General features: G+C 69.6%; 13 protein-coding genes and 1 tRNA gene. 6 read left to right on the forward strand and 8 right to left on the reverse strand.

Annotation, left to right across the window (positions count from 1 at the left end):
• Positions 1-15 precede the first annotated feature (15 nt).
• On the forward strand, positions 16-1,920 hold the full coding sequence (locus ACIBCT_RS39695) for a pyruvate, phosphate dikinase (RefSeq protein ID WP_399197209.1): 1,905 nt from the start codon (positions 16-18) through the stop codon (positions 1,918-1,920).
• A gap of 70 nt (positions 1,921-1,990) precedes the next feature.
• On the opposite strand, the gene ACIBCT_RS39700 is transcribed toward ACIBCT_RS39695, so the two are convergent.
• Positions 1,991-2,623 carry a LysE family translocator gene (locus ACIBCT_RS39700; RefSeq protein WP_399197211.1) on the reverse strand — a complete coding sequence of 211 codons (633 nt, stop codon included), beginning with the start codon at positions 2,621-2,623 and terminating at the stop codon, positions 1,991-1,993.
• A gap of 187 nt (positions 2,624-2,810) precedes the next feature.
• Here ACIBCT_RS39700 and ACIBCT_RS39705 point away from each other — a divergent pair, with 187 nt between their 5' ends.
• Both ACIBCT_RS39705 and ACIBCT_RS39710 read left to right on the forward strand, forming a co-directional pair.
• A complete protein-coding gene (locus tag ACIBCT_RS39705) occupies positions 2,811-3,338 on the forward strand; it encodes a DinB family protein (protein ID WP_399197212.1) in 528 nt (175 codons plus the stop codon).
• 124 nt (positions 3,339-3,462) lie between these two features.
• Positions 3,463-4,383: a TIGR03619 family F420-dependent LLM class oxidoreductase gene (locus ACIBCT_RS39710; protein ID WP_399197213.1), complete on the forward strand. Its 921-nt coding sequence runs from the start codon at positions 3,463-3,465 to the stop codon at positions 4,381-4,383.
• A 201-nt stretch (positions 4,384-4,584) separates the two neighbouring features.
• Here ACIBCT_RS39710 and ACIBCT_RS39715 read toward each other — a convergent pair whose 3' ends face one another.
• From ACIBCT_RS39715 to ACIBCT_RS39725, 3 genes are all read right to left on the reverse strand, one after another.
• Entirely contained in the window at positions 4,585-4,989 is a 405-nt protein-coding gene (locus ACIBCT_RS39715) for a hypothetical protein (RefSeq protein WP_399197214.1), read from the reverse strand.
• A gap of 1,356 nt (positions 4,990-6,345) precedes the next feature.
• Entirely contained in the window at positions 6,346-6,780 is a 435-nt protein-coding gene (locus ACIBCT_RS39720; RefSeq protein WP_399197215.1) for a hypothetical protein, read from the reverse strand.
• 417 nt (positions 6,781-7,197) lie between these two features.
• The gene (locus tag ACIBCT_RS39725) at positions 7,198-8,472 is read right to left on the reverse strand and encodes an esterase-like activity of phytase family protein (RefSeq protein ID WP_399197216.1); all 1,275 of its coding nucleotides are present in this window, start codon (positions 8,470-8,472) and stop codon (positions 7,198-7,200) included.
• A 256-nt stretch (positions 8,473-8,728) separates the two neighbouring features.
• Between ACIBCT_RS39725 and ACIBCT_RS39730 the strand changes: the two genes are divergently transcribed.
• Positions 8,729-9,193, forward strand: coding sequence for a MaoC family dehydratase (locus ACIBCT_RS39730; RefSeq protein WP_399197217.1), 465 nt, complete (start codon positions 8,729-8,731; stop codon positions 9,191-9,193).
• Between the two features lie 358 nt (positions 9,194-9,551).
• On the opposite strand, the gene ACIBCT_RS39735 is transcribed toward ACIBCT_RS39730, so the two are convergent.
• Positions 9,552-10,187, reverse strand: coding sequence for a response regulator (locus tag ACIBCT_RS39735; protein ID WP_399197218.1), 636 nt, complete (start codon positions 10,185-10,187; stop codon positions 9,552-9,554).
• The gene (locus ACIBCT_RS39740; protein ID WP_399197219.1) at positions 10,184-11,338 is read right to left on the reverse strand and encodes a sensor histidine kinase; all 1,155 of its coding nucleotides are present in this window, start codon (positions 11,336-11,338) and stop codon (positions 10,184-10,186) included. Before ACIBCT_RS39740 ends, ACIBCT_RS39735 begins: the two co-directional genes overlap by 4 nt.
• Positions 11,339-11,802: 464 nt before the next feature.
• On the opposite strand from ACIBCT_RS39740, the gene ACIBCT_RS39745 reads away from it, so the two are divergent.
• Positions 11,803-11,875 (forward strand) — tRNA-Arg (locus ACIBCT_RS39745).
• Positions 11,876-11,930: 55 nt separating this feature from the next.
• On the opposite strand, the gene ACIBCT_RS39750 is transcribed toward ACIBCT_RS39745, so the two are convergent.
• Together ACIBCT_RS39750 and ACIBCT_RS39755 are read right to left on the reverse strand one after the other, a co-directional pair.
• On the reverse strand, positions 11,931-12,284 hold the full coding sequence (locus ACIBCT_RS39750) for a hypothetical protein (protein ID WP_399197220.1): 354 nt from the start codon (positions 12,282-12,284) through the stop codon (positions 11,931-11,933).
• 14 nt (positions 12,285-12,298) lie between these two features.
• Positions 12,299-13,153: an ISL3 family transposase gene (locus tag ACIBCT_RS39755; RefSeq protein ID WP_399197221.1), complete on the reverse strand. Its 855-nt coding sequence runs from the start codon at positions 13,151-13,153 to the stop codon at positions 12,299-12,301.
• Between the two features lie 652 nt (positions 13,154-13,805).
• Between ACIBCT_RS39755 and ACIBCT_RS39760 the strand changes: the two genes are divergently transcribed.
• On the forward strand, positions 13,806-14,234 hold the full coding sequence (locus ACIBCT_RS39760) for a hypothetical protein (protein WP_399197222.1): 429 nt from the start codon (positions 13,806-13,808) through the stop codon (positions 14,232-14,234).
• Positions 14,235-14,657: the final 423 nt, after the last annotated feature.

Here is a 14,657-nt window from a genome sequence, read left to right on the forward strand (position 1 = left end):
CGATATGCTACCTCGATGGCCTGGATTCACCCGATCTCGGCGGAGGCCGGGGAGACCGCGAGCGTCCTGGGCGGCAAGGGGTACGGCCTCGTCGTGCTGCGCCGCCTCGGCCTGCCCGTACCTCCCGGGTTCGTCATCGGCACCGGGGCGTGCCGCGCCTTTCTTCGTGACGGGCGGTTCCCCGAGGGCCTGGACGCCGAGCTGGCGGCCGCCGTCTCGGGACTGGAGGCCACCACGCGACGACGCCTCGGCGGGACCGAGCGGCCGCTGACGGTGTCGGTCCGCTCGGGCGGCAGCGTGTCGATGCCCGGCATGATGAACACGATCCTCAACGTCGGCCTCACGACCGGGACCACGGCCGGGCTGGCGGCCGAGACGGGTGAGCCGCGGTTCGCCCTCGACGCGCGCCTGCGGTTCCTGTCCGGTTACGCCTCGGCCGTCTTCGGCGTGGGGCCGGAGAGCCTGGAGGCCGTCGTGCGCCGGGCCACCGGCCGGGGCGTCGGTGTCGGGGGCGGCGTCGAAGGCGGGGGCGCCGGGGGTGGTGACGGCGTCGGTGTCGGTGTCGGGGGTGGCGTCGGTGTCGGTGAGGGCGTCGGCGAGGAGGCGCGCCTGGCCGCGGCGATCCGGGGCGTCGAGGCCCTCGTCCGCGAACGGGCCGGTGAGCCGGTCCCGGACGACGCGGCGCGTCAGCTGGAGCCGGCCGTCAGGGCGGTGTTCTCGTCCTGGGACACGCCGCGCGCCAGGACCTACCGCGAGCTGCACGGCATCCCGCACGACCTCGGCACGGCCGTCGTCGTACAGGCCATGGTGTACGGCAACCGCGACGACCGCAGCGGCACCGGTGTCGCGTTCAGCCGCGACCCCAACACCGGTGAGAACGTCCCGTTCGGCGAGGTCCTGTTCGGCCACCAGGGCGAGGACGTCGTCTCCGGGCGCTCGGCGACCCGCCCACTGTCCGATCTGGCCGACCGGGAGCCGCGGGTGTGGGACGACCTGCTCAGGGCCCTGAACCGGATCGAGGAGCACTACCGCGACGCCTGCCACGTGGAGTTCACCTTCGAGGCGGGCGAGCTGTGGGTGCTGCAGGTACGGGCCGGCGGCCTCTCCGGGCGCGCCGCCGTCCGCGCCGCGGTCGACCTCGCCGACGAGGGCGTCATCGGCCGCCACGACGCGCTGCTCCGTGTCTCCCCGCGGCACCTGCGACACGCCCGCACCCCTCGGATGGAGGTGACCGGCGCGACCGACGTCCTGGTCCGGGGCACGGGAGCCTGTCCGGGCGTCGCGGCCGGAAGGGTGGCGACCACCGCCGACCGGGCGGTGCGGATGGCCGCCACCGGCCCGGTCATCCTGGTGCGCCCGCACACCTCCCCGCTCGACATGCACGGCCTGGCCGCGGCCGCGGGAGTCGTCACCGCCGGTGGCGGACCGGCCAGTCACGCCGCCGTCGTCGCGCGGGCGATGGGCAAGCCCGCCGTCGTGGGAGCCACGGACCTCACGGTCGACGTCGCCGCCGCCCGCGTGCGGGCCGGTGGGCGCACCGTCCCGGAGGGCACGTTCGTCACCGTCGACGGGACCGGCGGGGAGGTCGTCGTCGGCAGCGCCCGCGTCGTGACGTCCGGCACCGACCCCCACCTGCGCCGCCTGCTGGCGTGGGCCGACGAGGTCACGGGCGTCCCGGACGGCGCCCGGGGCGGTGACCCGGGGCCCGCGAGCGGCTGTGCGAGTGACGTCGCGGGCGACTCCGCGAGCGGTTCCGTGAACGACGTCGCGAGCGGCTCCGGCGACGGTTCCGCGAGCGGCTCCGATGACGGTTCCGTGAGCGGCTCCGATGACGGTTCCGCGAGCGGCTCCGGTGACGGTTCCGGTGGTGACGAGGTGGAACGTCTCACGGCGGCCCAGGCCGTCCTCCGCCGCGCCTGACCTCTCCCGTTCGCTCCCCGGCGCGTTCGGCCGGGATCCAGGAGGACGATGCCGGAGGGGCGGCGGGAGGTCACCGCTCGACGGCCAGCTTCACCCCCAGGCCGACGAAGATCCCTCCTGTCGCGACGTCGATGCGGCGGCGAGCGGCCTGCCGGTGGCGCAGCCACCCGCCGATCCGGCCCGCGAGCACGCCGACCGCGCCGTCGACGATGAACTCCAGCACGATCAGGATCGTCCCGAGGATCGCGAACTGCAGCCACACCTGGCCCAGGGCCGGGTTGACGAACTGGGGCAGGAAGGCGATGGTGAAGGTGACCATCTTCGGGTTCAGCAGGTTGGTCATCAGGCCGCTGAGATACGCCCGGCGGCCCGACATCCCCCCGCCGGAGGCCGCCGTGTCCAGCTGCCCCTCCTTGCGCTTACGGATCATCTGGACACCCAGGTAGATCAGGTACGCGGCCCCGACGATGCGGACCACCGTGAACGCGGTCGGCACCGCCTCGAAGAGCGCGGCCAGCCCCACGGCGGCCACGGCGACGTGCACGGCCTCGCTGGTCGCCACCCCGGCCGTGGCGAACAGCCCGGCACGCGGGCCCCCGCGCATCCCGCACCCCAGGACGAACAGCATGTCCGGGCCGGGGGTGATCATGGCGATGATCGTGGTCACGGTGAAGAGCACGAGCAGATGCTGATCGATCGGCATATGAGGATCGTCGCACACGGGTCGTCGCCCGGCCGAGGCGATTTCCGCCTTTCCCGCCCTTCCGGCCCTTTCAGCCCTTCCGGCCCTTTCCGCCCGACCTCACAGCGGTCTCACAGCGGCCTCAGCGGCCTCGCAGCGGCCGAAAACCGGTTGCCGGGGGACGGGGGGCGTGTGGCAGGGTCACCCGATGCCTGTTTCTCGCCGTGACGTGCTGCGCTGGCAGTTCGACCTGACCTGGTCGTTGTTCGAGTTCCACCTGGACCGGCTGACGGAGGAGGACGTCCTGTGGGAGCCCGCCTCCCTCTGCTGGACGGTACGCCCCGGCGCCGACGGGGTGTGGAGGCCGGACTGGGAGGAGTCCGAGCCCGACCCCGTCCCGGTCCCCACGATCGGCTGGATCGGCTGGCATGTCGGCTGGTGGTGGTCGACGGCCATCGACCACGCCCGGAAAAGGACGCCGCGTCCGCGCGAGGACATCGAATGGCCCGGTGACCGGGAGTCGGCCGTCGAATGGCTGCGCGGCCTCCGTACGGAGTGGCTGGCGGTGCTGGACGGGTTCACCGACACCGACCTGGACGCCACCGCGCCGTTCCCGTGGCAGGACGCCCCCGAGCTGACCGTCGCGCACATGGTCGCCTGGGTGAACGCCGAACTGATGAAGAACGTCGCCGAGATCGGCCAGCTCCGCCTGGTGCGCGCCGCGTCGGCGGGGTGAGAGGGTGACGGATCGTGGGCGAGGGAACCGGCCCGGCCGACGGGACGGCCGCCTGAGATCGCGTCGTCCGCCCGGACGTGGACGATCCCGTTCCCGGGGCCGGCGACAGGAGAGGTGACCGTTCATGCGCATCGGGTTCGCGGTACCGCAGTTCGGGGTCCACGCCGACCCCGACCTCATCGGCGAGGTCAGCGGGACGCTGGAGACCATGGGCTACGACAGCCTGTGGGCCGGTGACCGCATCCTCCGGCCGCTCTCGCCCAGCGATCGCTACCTGGGCGGCGACGGCGTGATGCCGCCCGAGTACGCGACGAGTTTCGACCCGCTGTCGGCGCTGACGATCGCCGCGCTCAACACCCGCCGGGTACGGCTGGGAACCAGCACGCTCAACGCGCTGTGGCATCCGCCCGTCCTGCTCGCGCGCGGCCTGACCTCGCTGGACCTGCTCAGCCACGGACGGCTGGACGTGGGCATCGGCCTGGGCTGGCTGCGCGACGAGTACGCCGCGGCGGGCGTGCCGTGGGCGGCCCGGGGAGCCAGGCTGGAGGAGACCCTCGACCTGATGGAGTCGGTCTGGACCTCGGAGGTGGTGGAGCATCGGGGACCGCTGTGGACGGTGCCTCCCTCGCACGTCGACCTCAAACCGTTCCAGAGGCCGCGCCCGCCGATCCTGCTCGCGGGTTTCACCCCCTCGGCCCTCGAACGGGTCGGGCGGCGCGCCGACGGCTGGCTCGGGGTCGCCATGCCGCTGCCGTACCTGAAGGCGCTGTGGGGCATGGTCTGCCGGGCCGCCGAGGAGGCGGGCCGGGACCCCTCAGGACTGCGCCTGGTGATGCGGGTCAACGCGGAGATCACCGCGCGACCGGCCGAAAAGGACCGGGCGCCGCACGTCGGCACCGTGGAGCAGGTCAGCGAGTACATCCTGGCCGCGAGGGAGGTGGGAGCCGACGAGGTGTTCATCGACGTGCAGACCACGACCTCCTCCCGCGCCCGCCTCCTGGAGATCGCGGAGGACTTCGCCGGGCGGCTGAGCGCCGCTCGATGAGCGCGCGACCCCGGCGGGGGTGTCGTGCCCGACGGTCATCGGGCACGACATCCCGTTCTCGTTCCTGCCCTCACCCGTCGCGGGGCCGGGCCGGGCCACCGGCGTACGGGCCCGATGGCACGTACGCCGGTGTGCGGATCCGGCGGCCCGTACCCACGGGCCGGTGGGCCGCGGTCCCGCCCGCGCGGCGCCCGTGCGGACCTACGGAACGCACATGATCGACGGCTTCGCCGTACCGGTGAGAGCGGTGATCATGCTGGTGTCGGGAGCGCAGACCGCCGTGCCGAGGCCGAAGGCCCCGGCGAGGCCGACGGAACCGGCCGAGCACGGCCGGCCGGCGTACCCGGCGTACCCGGCGACACCGAGGGAGCATGCCGATCCGGAGTGGCCGGCCGGTACGGCGAACCCGATGGACCCGAGCGAGCCGAGTGAACCGATCGGGCTGATCAAACCGATCGGACCGGCGGGGCCGGTCAGGTCGATCGACCCGATGGATCCGTCCGAGACGATCGAGTAGCCGGGACCGATCGAGGCGATGGATCCGACCGAACAGACGGGGCTGACCGGGGTCAGCCGGATCGCGGAGACCGCGGGAGCGACGGACATGCCGGAGCATGCGACCGGCTGGACCGGCTGCGAGACTCCTGCCGCCCCCTTGGGACCCACCGGTCCTGCCGGACCTCTGAGCCCGGTCGCCCCCTTGAGACCCGCGGGCCCGGCCGGTCCTCTGAGCCCCGCCGGACCCGCCGGACCCGCCGGTCCTCTCGGTCCCGGAACGGTCACGACCTTCGGCGCGCTGAGAACGGTCGCGCGTCCCGCCGGTCCCGCGGGACCGATCGCTCCGGCCGGTCCCGCCGGTCCTGCGGGGCCGATCGCACCCCCGGGCCCTGCGGGTCCCGCCGGCCCTGTCGTTCCCGCCGGTCCCGGCACTCCCGCGGGTCCTGCCGGCCCTGCCGGTCCCGCAGGACCGATCGCTCCGGCCGGTCCTGCGGGGCCCGGCACTCCTGCGGGTCCTGCGGGTCCTGCCGGGCCCTCGGGTCCGAGGGTGGCGGACGTGGAGGAGGTGGCGGTGTTCGTCCCCGGCGCGCCCGTGCCCTTCACGGTTCCCGTGGCTGCGGGGCCCGCGTTCGTCACGGCTCCCGGGACCACCGCCGGGCCGACCAGGCCGGTGAGCCCTGCGGGTCCGGGAGGCCCGGGAGGTCCCGGAGGTCCGGGAGGCCCGGGCAGGCCGCGCGGGCCACGTTCTCCCCTCCAGTCGTGGTGCCGGCCGTGACACCCGCAGCGGCGATGCGCTCTACGGCACCCACAATGCCGGTTTCGGTGAAGAATGGGCTTTTCGTCCTGATGTACGGATCTGTGAAGAAGGCCGGTTCCGCCGCTGTCGCCGTGAGGTGCGGACGTGAGGGCCCCGCCCGGCTCGATCGTGGCGTTCGCCGGTGCCTGGTTCGACGACATCACGAGGACGCCTGCCATCGTCGCGACGGCCAAGGCGCCGATACGCTTGCTGGAGAGGAGGGATGACACCCACCTGCTATTGCGAGGAAGCAATTGATTTCCCCATGTCTTGCTAATTCCGAAAAGTCCGGATCCGTCACGCAGTCACGGAAGTGACAGCGAATAGGAGATACCCGGGCCTTATGGGGGCAACGCACCTGCATAGTTGAGGAAGGGCAAATAAACAGTGGGGCGAAGGAAAATCTACTCTCGTCCGGGTTTTGGTGTGATTTGATGGCTTATTCGGCCGTAGGGGTGATAGAGGTTTTCGTACTTTTGGATCGGAGGGTTTTTTCCCGGAAGGGCCCAGGGCCGCTTCGGGGTGCCCGGCCCGATGCCGGTACGGGGCCGCTTCTTCTCGTCGCGCCGTACCGGCACCGGGCGGATGTCACCGGCTCGTACCGGCCCTGACCGGGTGTCGCCTCCCGCGCCGTGCCGGAACCGGACACCGGAGGCCACCCGCAGGTCTCATTGCTCGCGAATGATGATCTCCGGGAACGACGGGTCGTTCTGGAGGTCCCTGAGCAGCCTCTCGGAACGGGTGAGACGCTCGCGCTCCGGGCGCCGGCTCTCTGCGTAGCCGCCCCTGTGGCCGCGGTAGCGGTCGGGGGGACGTACCTGCTGGCGTTGCGACCGTCCCCGCCACCTGTCGTAGGGGCTCGCCTCGCGGCCGCGGTCCCGGTACTGGCGCCGAGAGGGGTCGGGGTAAGGGGCGGACAGGCCGCCGGGAGCGCCCGCCGCGCTCGGCTGTGAGATCGAGCCGGGCGAGCACTCCTGTGCCGCGGCGGCGTTGACCGGCTGGGCCGACGTCATGAGGATGGCGGCGAACGCCGCGACGGCCAGAACGCCCACCCGCCTGCCGGAGACCGGCTCCGATATCCCTCTGCTCTTTCGAGGAAGCACGTTATTTCCCCATCTCGTTTCTGATTCCGAAAACATCTGATACACCTCGCTACCCCATAAGTGGTAGTAGCTAGGAGATACCCCTCGGTCAGTGAGATAGGGCATTGAAAAGGTTGAGGCAGGGCAAACAAATGACACCCTGAAGATCAATGATGGTTTATCTATTCCTATTTGCTCTTTTATCCTAATTGTTCACGTCGCGGGGGAGCCGGTGCCGTTCCGGGCCGCGGATCCGCGCCGTTTCCGGCACCCGGACGGATCCGTTCCCCGTCACCGTCGTCGGGCGGCCGGATCCGTTCCCCGTTCCCGGGCGGCCGGATCCGTTCGCCGTCCCGCCACCGGGCCCCCGGTGGCCGCGACACGGTGCGTTCCGGCGCCTGCGAGGTGCACCGTGTCGCCGTCCGGTCCCGCGGGGCGTCAGAGCCGGGCGCGGGGGTCCGCCAGAAGCGGACGGGTCAGACGTACGGTGATGAACTCATTGTCATCGGGCTTACCCGGAGTGCGGCCTGCCGAGAACGGGAAGTTGTTGTCGTCGAGCACGCCCAGCGTGCGGTCGTCGAGGATCACCACGTCCTCGATGGTCTGGAACGGGAAGCGGAAGGTCTCGCCGGAACCGCCGAGCCGGCGCGGGTCGGCCAGGTCGAGCAGGTCCGCGACGAGGGTCTTGCGCAGGTCCGGGTGGCGGAGGTCCACCAGGTAGATGCGCTTGGTCAGGGCCGCGTCCCCCTGCAGGTTGTCGCGCTCGATGACCAGGAACCGGTGACGGTCGACCGCGATCATGTCCCCGATCGCGTTGTCGGGGCTCTCCAGCCGGTAGGTCCACGTCCTGCCGGTGTACGCCCTCCCGCGCAGGTCGAACTCGTTGATCCGCAGCGTCCCGGCGGTGTCACCGGTCACCGTGCCCTCCAGCATCGGGTACAGCGTCCTGCCGTCGACCGAGCGCGCCATGCCCTCGAAGCCCTTGCTCCGGCCGAGGTTCGGCTGCTCGCCGTCGAGGGACGGGTTCTCCGGTGCCTTCACGCCGGGCAGCGGCACCGGTGCCTCCAGCAGCCTGCCGGAACGGGAGAAGTGCAGCAGGAACGGGCCGAACTCGTCCCCGATCCAGTAGGTGCCGTCGAAGGTCCGGACGATCGACTCCACGTCGAAGTCGGCGCCGGTCAGCTTCCGGTCCGCCCGGGTGAGCGGCCAGGTGACGTGCCCGTCGGGGTCGCTCAGGTCGAAGCCGCCCAGCAGCGCCACCGTGCCACGCCGGAAGTCGGGCTTGATCCTGTGCACCCGCAGCAGGAAGTCGGCGCTGTTGGACTTGGAGCCGTAGCCGTTGTCCGACAGCACGTCGAAGGTGCCGTCGTGCCGCCGCACGATGCCGCTGAACCCCTGCACCGGCTGCCCGGTGAACGGCGGGGTCACGCCGTTGACCGGGGCGGTGCCCAGCTGCGTCCCCGAGGGCTCGCTGCCGGGTACGAAGGTCAGCGCGGGCAGGGAGGCGAAGCCGGTCAGCGTGGCGCGGCCGAACCGGTGGCCACCGGAACCGTGCCTGTCCGAACCGGACCGCTCCGCGTCGGCCTGCCGGGTGGGGGCCGGGTCGGTGACGGACGGGGCGGGGGTGGCGCGCCCGGGCTCGGCGACCGCCGGCGCGGACATCGCCAGCGCCAGCGCGGCCGTGCCGATGGTGATCGTCATGCGTCGTCTCATGGCGGCACGCTAGGCAGCCGGCGTGAACGGCCGATGTTGCGTCACGGGCCGTACGGCGAAAACAAGATGCGGACTGTACGAAAAGAGGAAGAGTGGTGTCCGGAAGTGGGGGGTGCGTGCTCCCGGGCCGGGCGACCCGCCGGACACGCGAGGACCGGCCGTCCTGCTCCGGCAGGGCCGGGACGCGTCCACCGTACGGGAGGGAGTCGGTACCGCGATCTTCTCGCCGCACCCGGAACGGAATAAAGTTCCAGACATGAGGATTTTCGCCAATGTCATCGAGCTCAAGGCCGCCGTCGGGGAACACCTCGGCCACACCGGCTGGCGTGAGGTCACCCAGGAGCAGGTCAACCTGTTCGCCGACGCGACCGACGACCACCAGTGGATCCACGTCGACGTCGAAAAGGCCAAGCAGGGCCCCTTCGGAGCCACCATCGCCCACGGGTACCTGAGCCTGTCGCTGCTGCCCTCCTTCATGGTGGAACTGTTCCGGGTGGACGGCCTGGCCATGGGGATCAACTACGGGCTGAACAAGGTCCGCTTCCCCTCGCCGATCCCGGTCGGGTCGCGGATCCGCGCCGGCGCCGAACTCGTCGACGTCAAGGGCACCCCGTCGGGCTACCTGTCGAACATGCGGATGACCGTGGAGATCGAGGACCGGGACAGGCCCGCCTGCGTCGCGGAGACCCTCTCCCTGTACGTCCCGGCCGAGACCTCCTGACCGCCCGGTACCACCGGGAGCGGCCCGGCACCGGCCGGGAACGTCCTGGAACGCGCAGGTAGGCGCGACGCGCCCTCCGGGCCGTCCGCCCGAGCACGGCCCTCGCCACCTCCGGCGAGGAGTCCTTTTCGGGCGGGCGGCCTCTCCCCGGACGGCCTCCCTCCGAGTCCCTCGGCCTGGACCGCCTTCGAATTCCTTCGTCCGGATCGCCTCGGATTTCCTTCGCCCGGACCGCCTTCGGGCTCCTTCGCCTGGACCGTCTCCGAATCCCTCCGCCCGGGACCGTCTTCGCCCGAACGATCGGTCCCGAGAACGGCCCTCACCGGACGACCCGCGCGATGCCGTACCGTGCCCGCGCTCACCGCTCCGTGGAGAGCTCCTGGGCCAGGATCGCGGCCTGGACGCGGCTGCGCAGCCCGAGCTTGTTCAGCAACCGGCTGACGTGCGTCTTCGTCGTCGCCTCGGCCATGTCCAGCTCCGCGGAGATCTCCGCGTTCGACAGGCCCCGTCCGATGCAGGCCAGCACCTCGCGCTCGCGCGGGGTGAGGACGCCGATCTCGTACGACCTGCGCTGCGGGACCGACGCGCCGAAGGCGGAGATCAACCGCCGGGTGACCGCCGGCGCGATCAGTCCCTCGCCGCGGGCCACCACCCGCACCGCCTGCACCAGCGCGTCGGCGTCGGTGTTCTTCAGCAGGAACCCGGCCGCTCCGGCCCGGAGCGCGCCGAAGACGTACTCGTCGATGTCGAACGTGGTCAGGATCAGCACGTCGGTGATCCCGCTCAGCTCGCGCGTCGCGGAGATCCCGTCGAGCCGGGGCATCCGGATGTCCATCAGCACCACGTCGGGGCGGAGGTCGCGGGCCATCGCGACGGCCTCCTCCCCGTCGGCGGCCTGGCCGACGACCTCGATGTCCTCGTGGCCGTCGAGGATGAGGACGATCCCGGCACGGACCGCGGCGTGGTCGTCGGCGACGAGGACGCGGATGCTCATGTGCTCTCCCGCACGGCCGGCCGGACGCTCTCCTGGGTGGGCAGCTCGGCGCGGACGCGCCAGCCGTCACCGTACGGCCCGGCCTCGAAGACGCCGCCCAGCAGGGCCGTACGCTCCCGCATACCGATGATCCCCGCACCCGCGCCGGGAAGCGCGCCGTCCACGTCGCCGAGCGGGTTGTCCACGGTAAGCATGACCAGGCCGGGCCGGTAGCCGATCACCAGGTCCGCGGCCTTGCCGCCGTGCTTGAGCGCGTTGGTGAGCGACTCCTGGACGATCCGGTAGCCGGCCAGGTCCACCGAGGCGGGCAGTTCCCTGGGAGGGCCGTCCACGCGCAGGCGCACGTCGAGCCCCGCGACCCGGGCTCGTTCGACCAGGTCCTCGACCTCGGCCAGCCGTCTCCGCGTCGCCTCGGGCTCCTCGCCGTCCTGGCGGAGCAGCCCGATCATGGCACGCATCTCCTCCATTCCCTCGACACTGTTCTCCCTGATGGACTCCAGTACCCCCCGTACCGTCCGCGCCTCCAGATCCGTGCGCGACAGGACGGCGGTGGACTGGATGGCGATCGCGCTGAAGTGATTGGCGATCATGTCGTGCAGCTCCCGCGCCATCCGGGTCCGCTCGGCCTGCACCGCCGCCACCCGGTCCAGCTCCGCCAGCCGCGCCACCTGCTCGGCTCTCGCCCGTTCGGCCACGGCCTGGTCCTCCAGCTGCCTGACGAGCATCGCGGTGAAGACCGGGGTCACCCCCACCAGGCCCGCCTGGACCAGGAAGATGGCCCCGATAGCCCACTGCCTGAGGAGGGCCCCTCCCAGCACGCCCGCCAGGACGGCGATCACCGAGGTGATGATGAGCATCCACCGGCCCAGCGCGCGGGGGCCGTACCTGACACCCGAGTACAGGTTGTCCGTGACGATCAGGACCGTGCCCAGGGACGGGCCCATGGCGAAGTCGCCGATGAAGGCCACCACCCCCAGCCCGAGCGAGAGCAGCGGCCTGGTCCGCCGTACCGCCACCCCCACACATGTGATCGCCAACGGCCCGACGAACAGGTACGCCGGGGCCCACCGGTGCTCATAGGCACCCGCGACGAGCAGGAGAAGAGCCGCGACGAAACACGCCACGGCCCACAGCGCGTCGTCTCGTCTCATGTCCCCATCTCATCACCCCGGCCGGTCCGGCGGATCCGGCGCGGGACGGGGGGCTCGTACACACAAGGATGTAGAAGGAATCATCACCCGACACTGCCGCACCGGGTCCGCATCTCAGTGCTTCGGCACCTCGACACCTCGGTCCCCGCCCCCGACACCTCGGTTCCCGCCCCCGGCGTCGCGGATCTTCCCACCCCCTCGGCGTCGCGAGCTTTTCCAGCCCCTTGGACCCGGGCCCCCATCCTCGCCGCCCAGGGTCCTCCTCCCCGGTGTCCCGGGTCCTCACTCCCTCACTCCCTGATTCCCTGACTCCCTGCGTCGCGTCCGAAGATCGCACCGGGTGTCCGGCCGTCCCTCCTGCTCCGACGGCACCGGAGGATCCGGTCCCGACATCCCGAACACGGGCGCATCGGTAACCGGTTCGAGGCATCGCCCAAAACCCGCTATGCTTGCTTACGCAGCGAGCGGCCGTAGCTCAATGGATAGAGCATCTGACTACGGATCAGAAGGTTGGGGTTTCGAGTACCTCCGGCCGCACAGCGCGAAGGCCCAGGCCATCACTACGATGACCTGGGCTTTTTCATGTTCTGGATCAAGTGCCGGCGTCCGGCCGTGTCCGGCTGTCGTCGGCTGTCTCCGGCTGATCTTTCCCAATGGGTTCCCGCGGTCCGGGGCGCAGAACGTCACTGATCCGGCGCATGGCGATCTCGTCGTGACCCACGAGGCACTTCTCATAGGTGCGGTGCAGGACCTCCACGCTGTTGCCTGCCCACTCGGCCACCTGCTTCGGTGAGACTCCCGCGTTCAGCCAGGAGAGCAGCCGGCGTGGTGAGGGTAGGGTGCGGTCGGGGTCGGCGCGCCCTTGGTTGAGGTAGCGCACTAGCAGGTTGGCGCTGGCGGTGTAGCCGCGCTGGAGGATCTCGGCCAGCAGGTGGGTGACGGGCACGCCGGGCTCTTCGGTCAGGCGGCGTCGCAGGTGCTCGCGGTGATGATTGACCAGGGTGGCGCCATACTTGGGCGGGCGCAGGGGGTCGTTGGCCGAGGCCGCGCGGGCGTAGCGTTTGACGGTGTTGAATCCCCAGCCCAGGTGTCGGGCGCATTCGCCCAGCCCGAGGCCCTGGTCGAGGAGGGTGTGGCCTGCGCATGCTTGCGGCGGGTCCATTCGGCGAGCGCGCTGGTGCGGCGGGGCCCTGTGCTGTGCCGGCAGCGGTTGTGGGCGACCACGGTCTTCTCCACCGCGGCGGTCAGGCCGTGCCACAGATGCCAGCGGTCGCTGACTTGTACCGCGTCCGGTGTTTCCTGGCGGATGGCTTCGGCGTAGGCGACCGAGCCGTCACGGCACACGACCTGGGCGCCGGGATGCTCGCGTAACCATGCGATCAATGTGGTGGCTTTGCGGTCAGGTAGCACATCGATGCGGCGGTGGGTGACCGCGTCGATGAGCAAGGTCGCGTAGCGGTTGCCTCGTCGCAGCGCGAAGTCGTCCACGCTCAGCACCGCGGGCACCGGCCCGGCTGGGGCAGGAACGCTCATCAACAAGCGCAGCACCGTGGTCGGTAAGACCTTCACCGCCAGCCGGGACAGCACAGCCACGTCGGCGCGACCGGCCAGCACCACCGCCAGGTCCACGATCAGCGCGGCCAACCCCGCAGTACGACGCGCATAACGAGCCGCCGCCTGCCGAACTTGTTCACGAAACGTCTGCCGCACACAACCGCAGGCCTCGCACACCAGTCGGCGTACGCGCAGGTTAACGACCACGGTGTGGCTGCCAACCGGCACATCCGCCAGACGCGGTGTGTGGTAGGCGTGCACTCGCCGGGCGGGACTCCACAGGCGGGGCAGGATGCTGCTACCGGTCGTGTTCGGGCTCGTACCCGCACGATCTGCTGCTCTGTGATCACCTGCTCGAGGACCACATCGGCCAACTGCGGGAACAGCATCTTCAAGACTTTCGAGGCACACCAAAGTCACCTTGCCAGCCCGTACGCTGCGTCACCACCGGATTCGTGCCAGAGCCATTTACTGGACAGACCCTTGGGTCTCGGGCGTTCTATGCCGGAGGCTGCCCCAATGCCACTGCTGTCGTAGCGCAGGTCAGTGACAGCGCCGGGGAAGGTTGTTCCTGCCACGATCTGCGGCTGGGGCACTATGGCCTTACTCGCCGCCCAATCTTCTCGGGACGTAGCACTATTGGACAAATCCACCTTTTTATACTTCTGAGGACGTTGGCCCAATAAGGCGATTAATATCATAATTCCAAAAAGATCAGGTTGTTAGCCTCTTTCGGTTTCCTTCTTTAAGTGGTAATTATGATGAAAGTTAGGAACGGTCTAAATCTCCGAGGTGGCCGAGCTCTGTAAAGACTGCAACAGGGTCTTCGTCTTTTAGAAGGCGGAGCTAAATGAGAGAGAAGCCTGTGAAATTACGTCATTCAAGTGTCCTTCGGGCCACTATTATGATGGTCATGGTTATTGCCATCGGCCTAGTAGTGCAAATGACCACATCTCCCGCACAGGCCAGCGCAACTGATCACATCCGCAAGTGTGGGATCGTCACATGCAGCGACTACTACAGCCACGACTGGACGGTGAAGCTCGACAATGCCGTACAGAAGGGGGATTTCGGCCCGCTTCGGGAGGCTGCGCAATGGTGCAGGCTGGGATTGGCGGGTGCCGCCGTATTAGCTGCCGTGTCATTACCCGCTTCGGGAGTAGTGGGGGTTCCTTGTGGATTCCTAGCCTTGCTCGATTACGGCGTAAGTAGGTTCACGGATATCCTCCATCACGCCGCCACATCGAACGCTTGCCTGCGTATTAGATTCCCAAAGGGGGCCAGCTTCTTCAAATACGGCTGGTACGCTGACCGCAGCAGTAATTGCCGCTCGATGGACTAGTGCGCATCAAACATCACCAAGCGTGGTTGGAGTACTAGTACAGCATCTAGTAGGCAAGCTCCTGGCACCCTTGGAATCGGCAGACTCTCTGCGGCCATGATCGTTCCCAATGTCTTCCGTAGAAGCTGTTGTCAATTCACGGCCTTAACTTGTGGGCAGGCCAAAGGCGCGAAAGGTGCGAACTGAGGGCCTCCTGCGGATCAAAAAGTTGGGGTTTCGAGTACCTCCAGCCGCACACATGCAAGAAGACCCTTGATCAGGCATTACGCCGTCAGGGGTCTTCTTGGTTTCTTGATCGTTTGGGCTTCTTGCTAAGAGCGCCTAACAGAATGAGTTCTGCTGTGCTTTGATCTCTCGCTGTAGCGATGGTGAGAGGGGTGGCGGGTGGCGCGGCTAAAGCCGTGGGAGGTCAGCGACGAGTTG

Origin of the sequence: Streptosporangium sp. NPDC050855, from assembly GCF_044456585.1 — a bacterium.
Lineage (GTDB): Bacteria > Actinomycetota > Actinomycetes > Streptosporangiales > Streptosporangiaceae > Streptosporangium > Streptosporangium longisporum.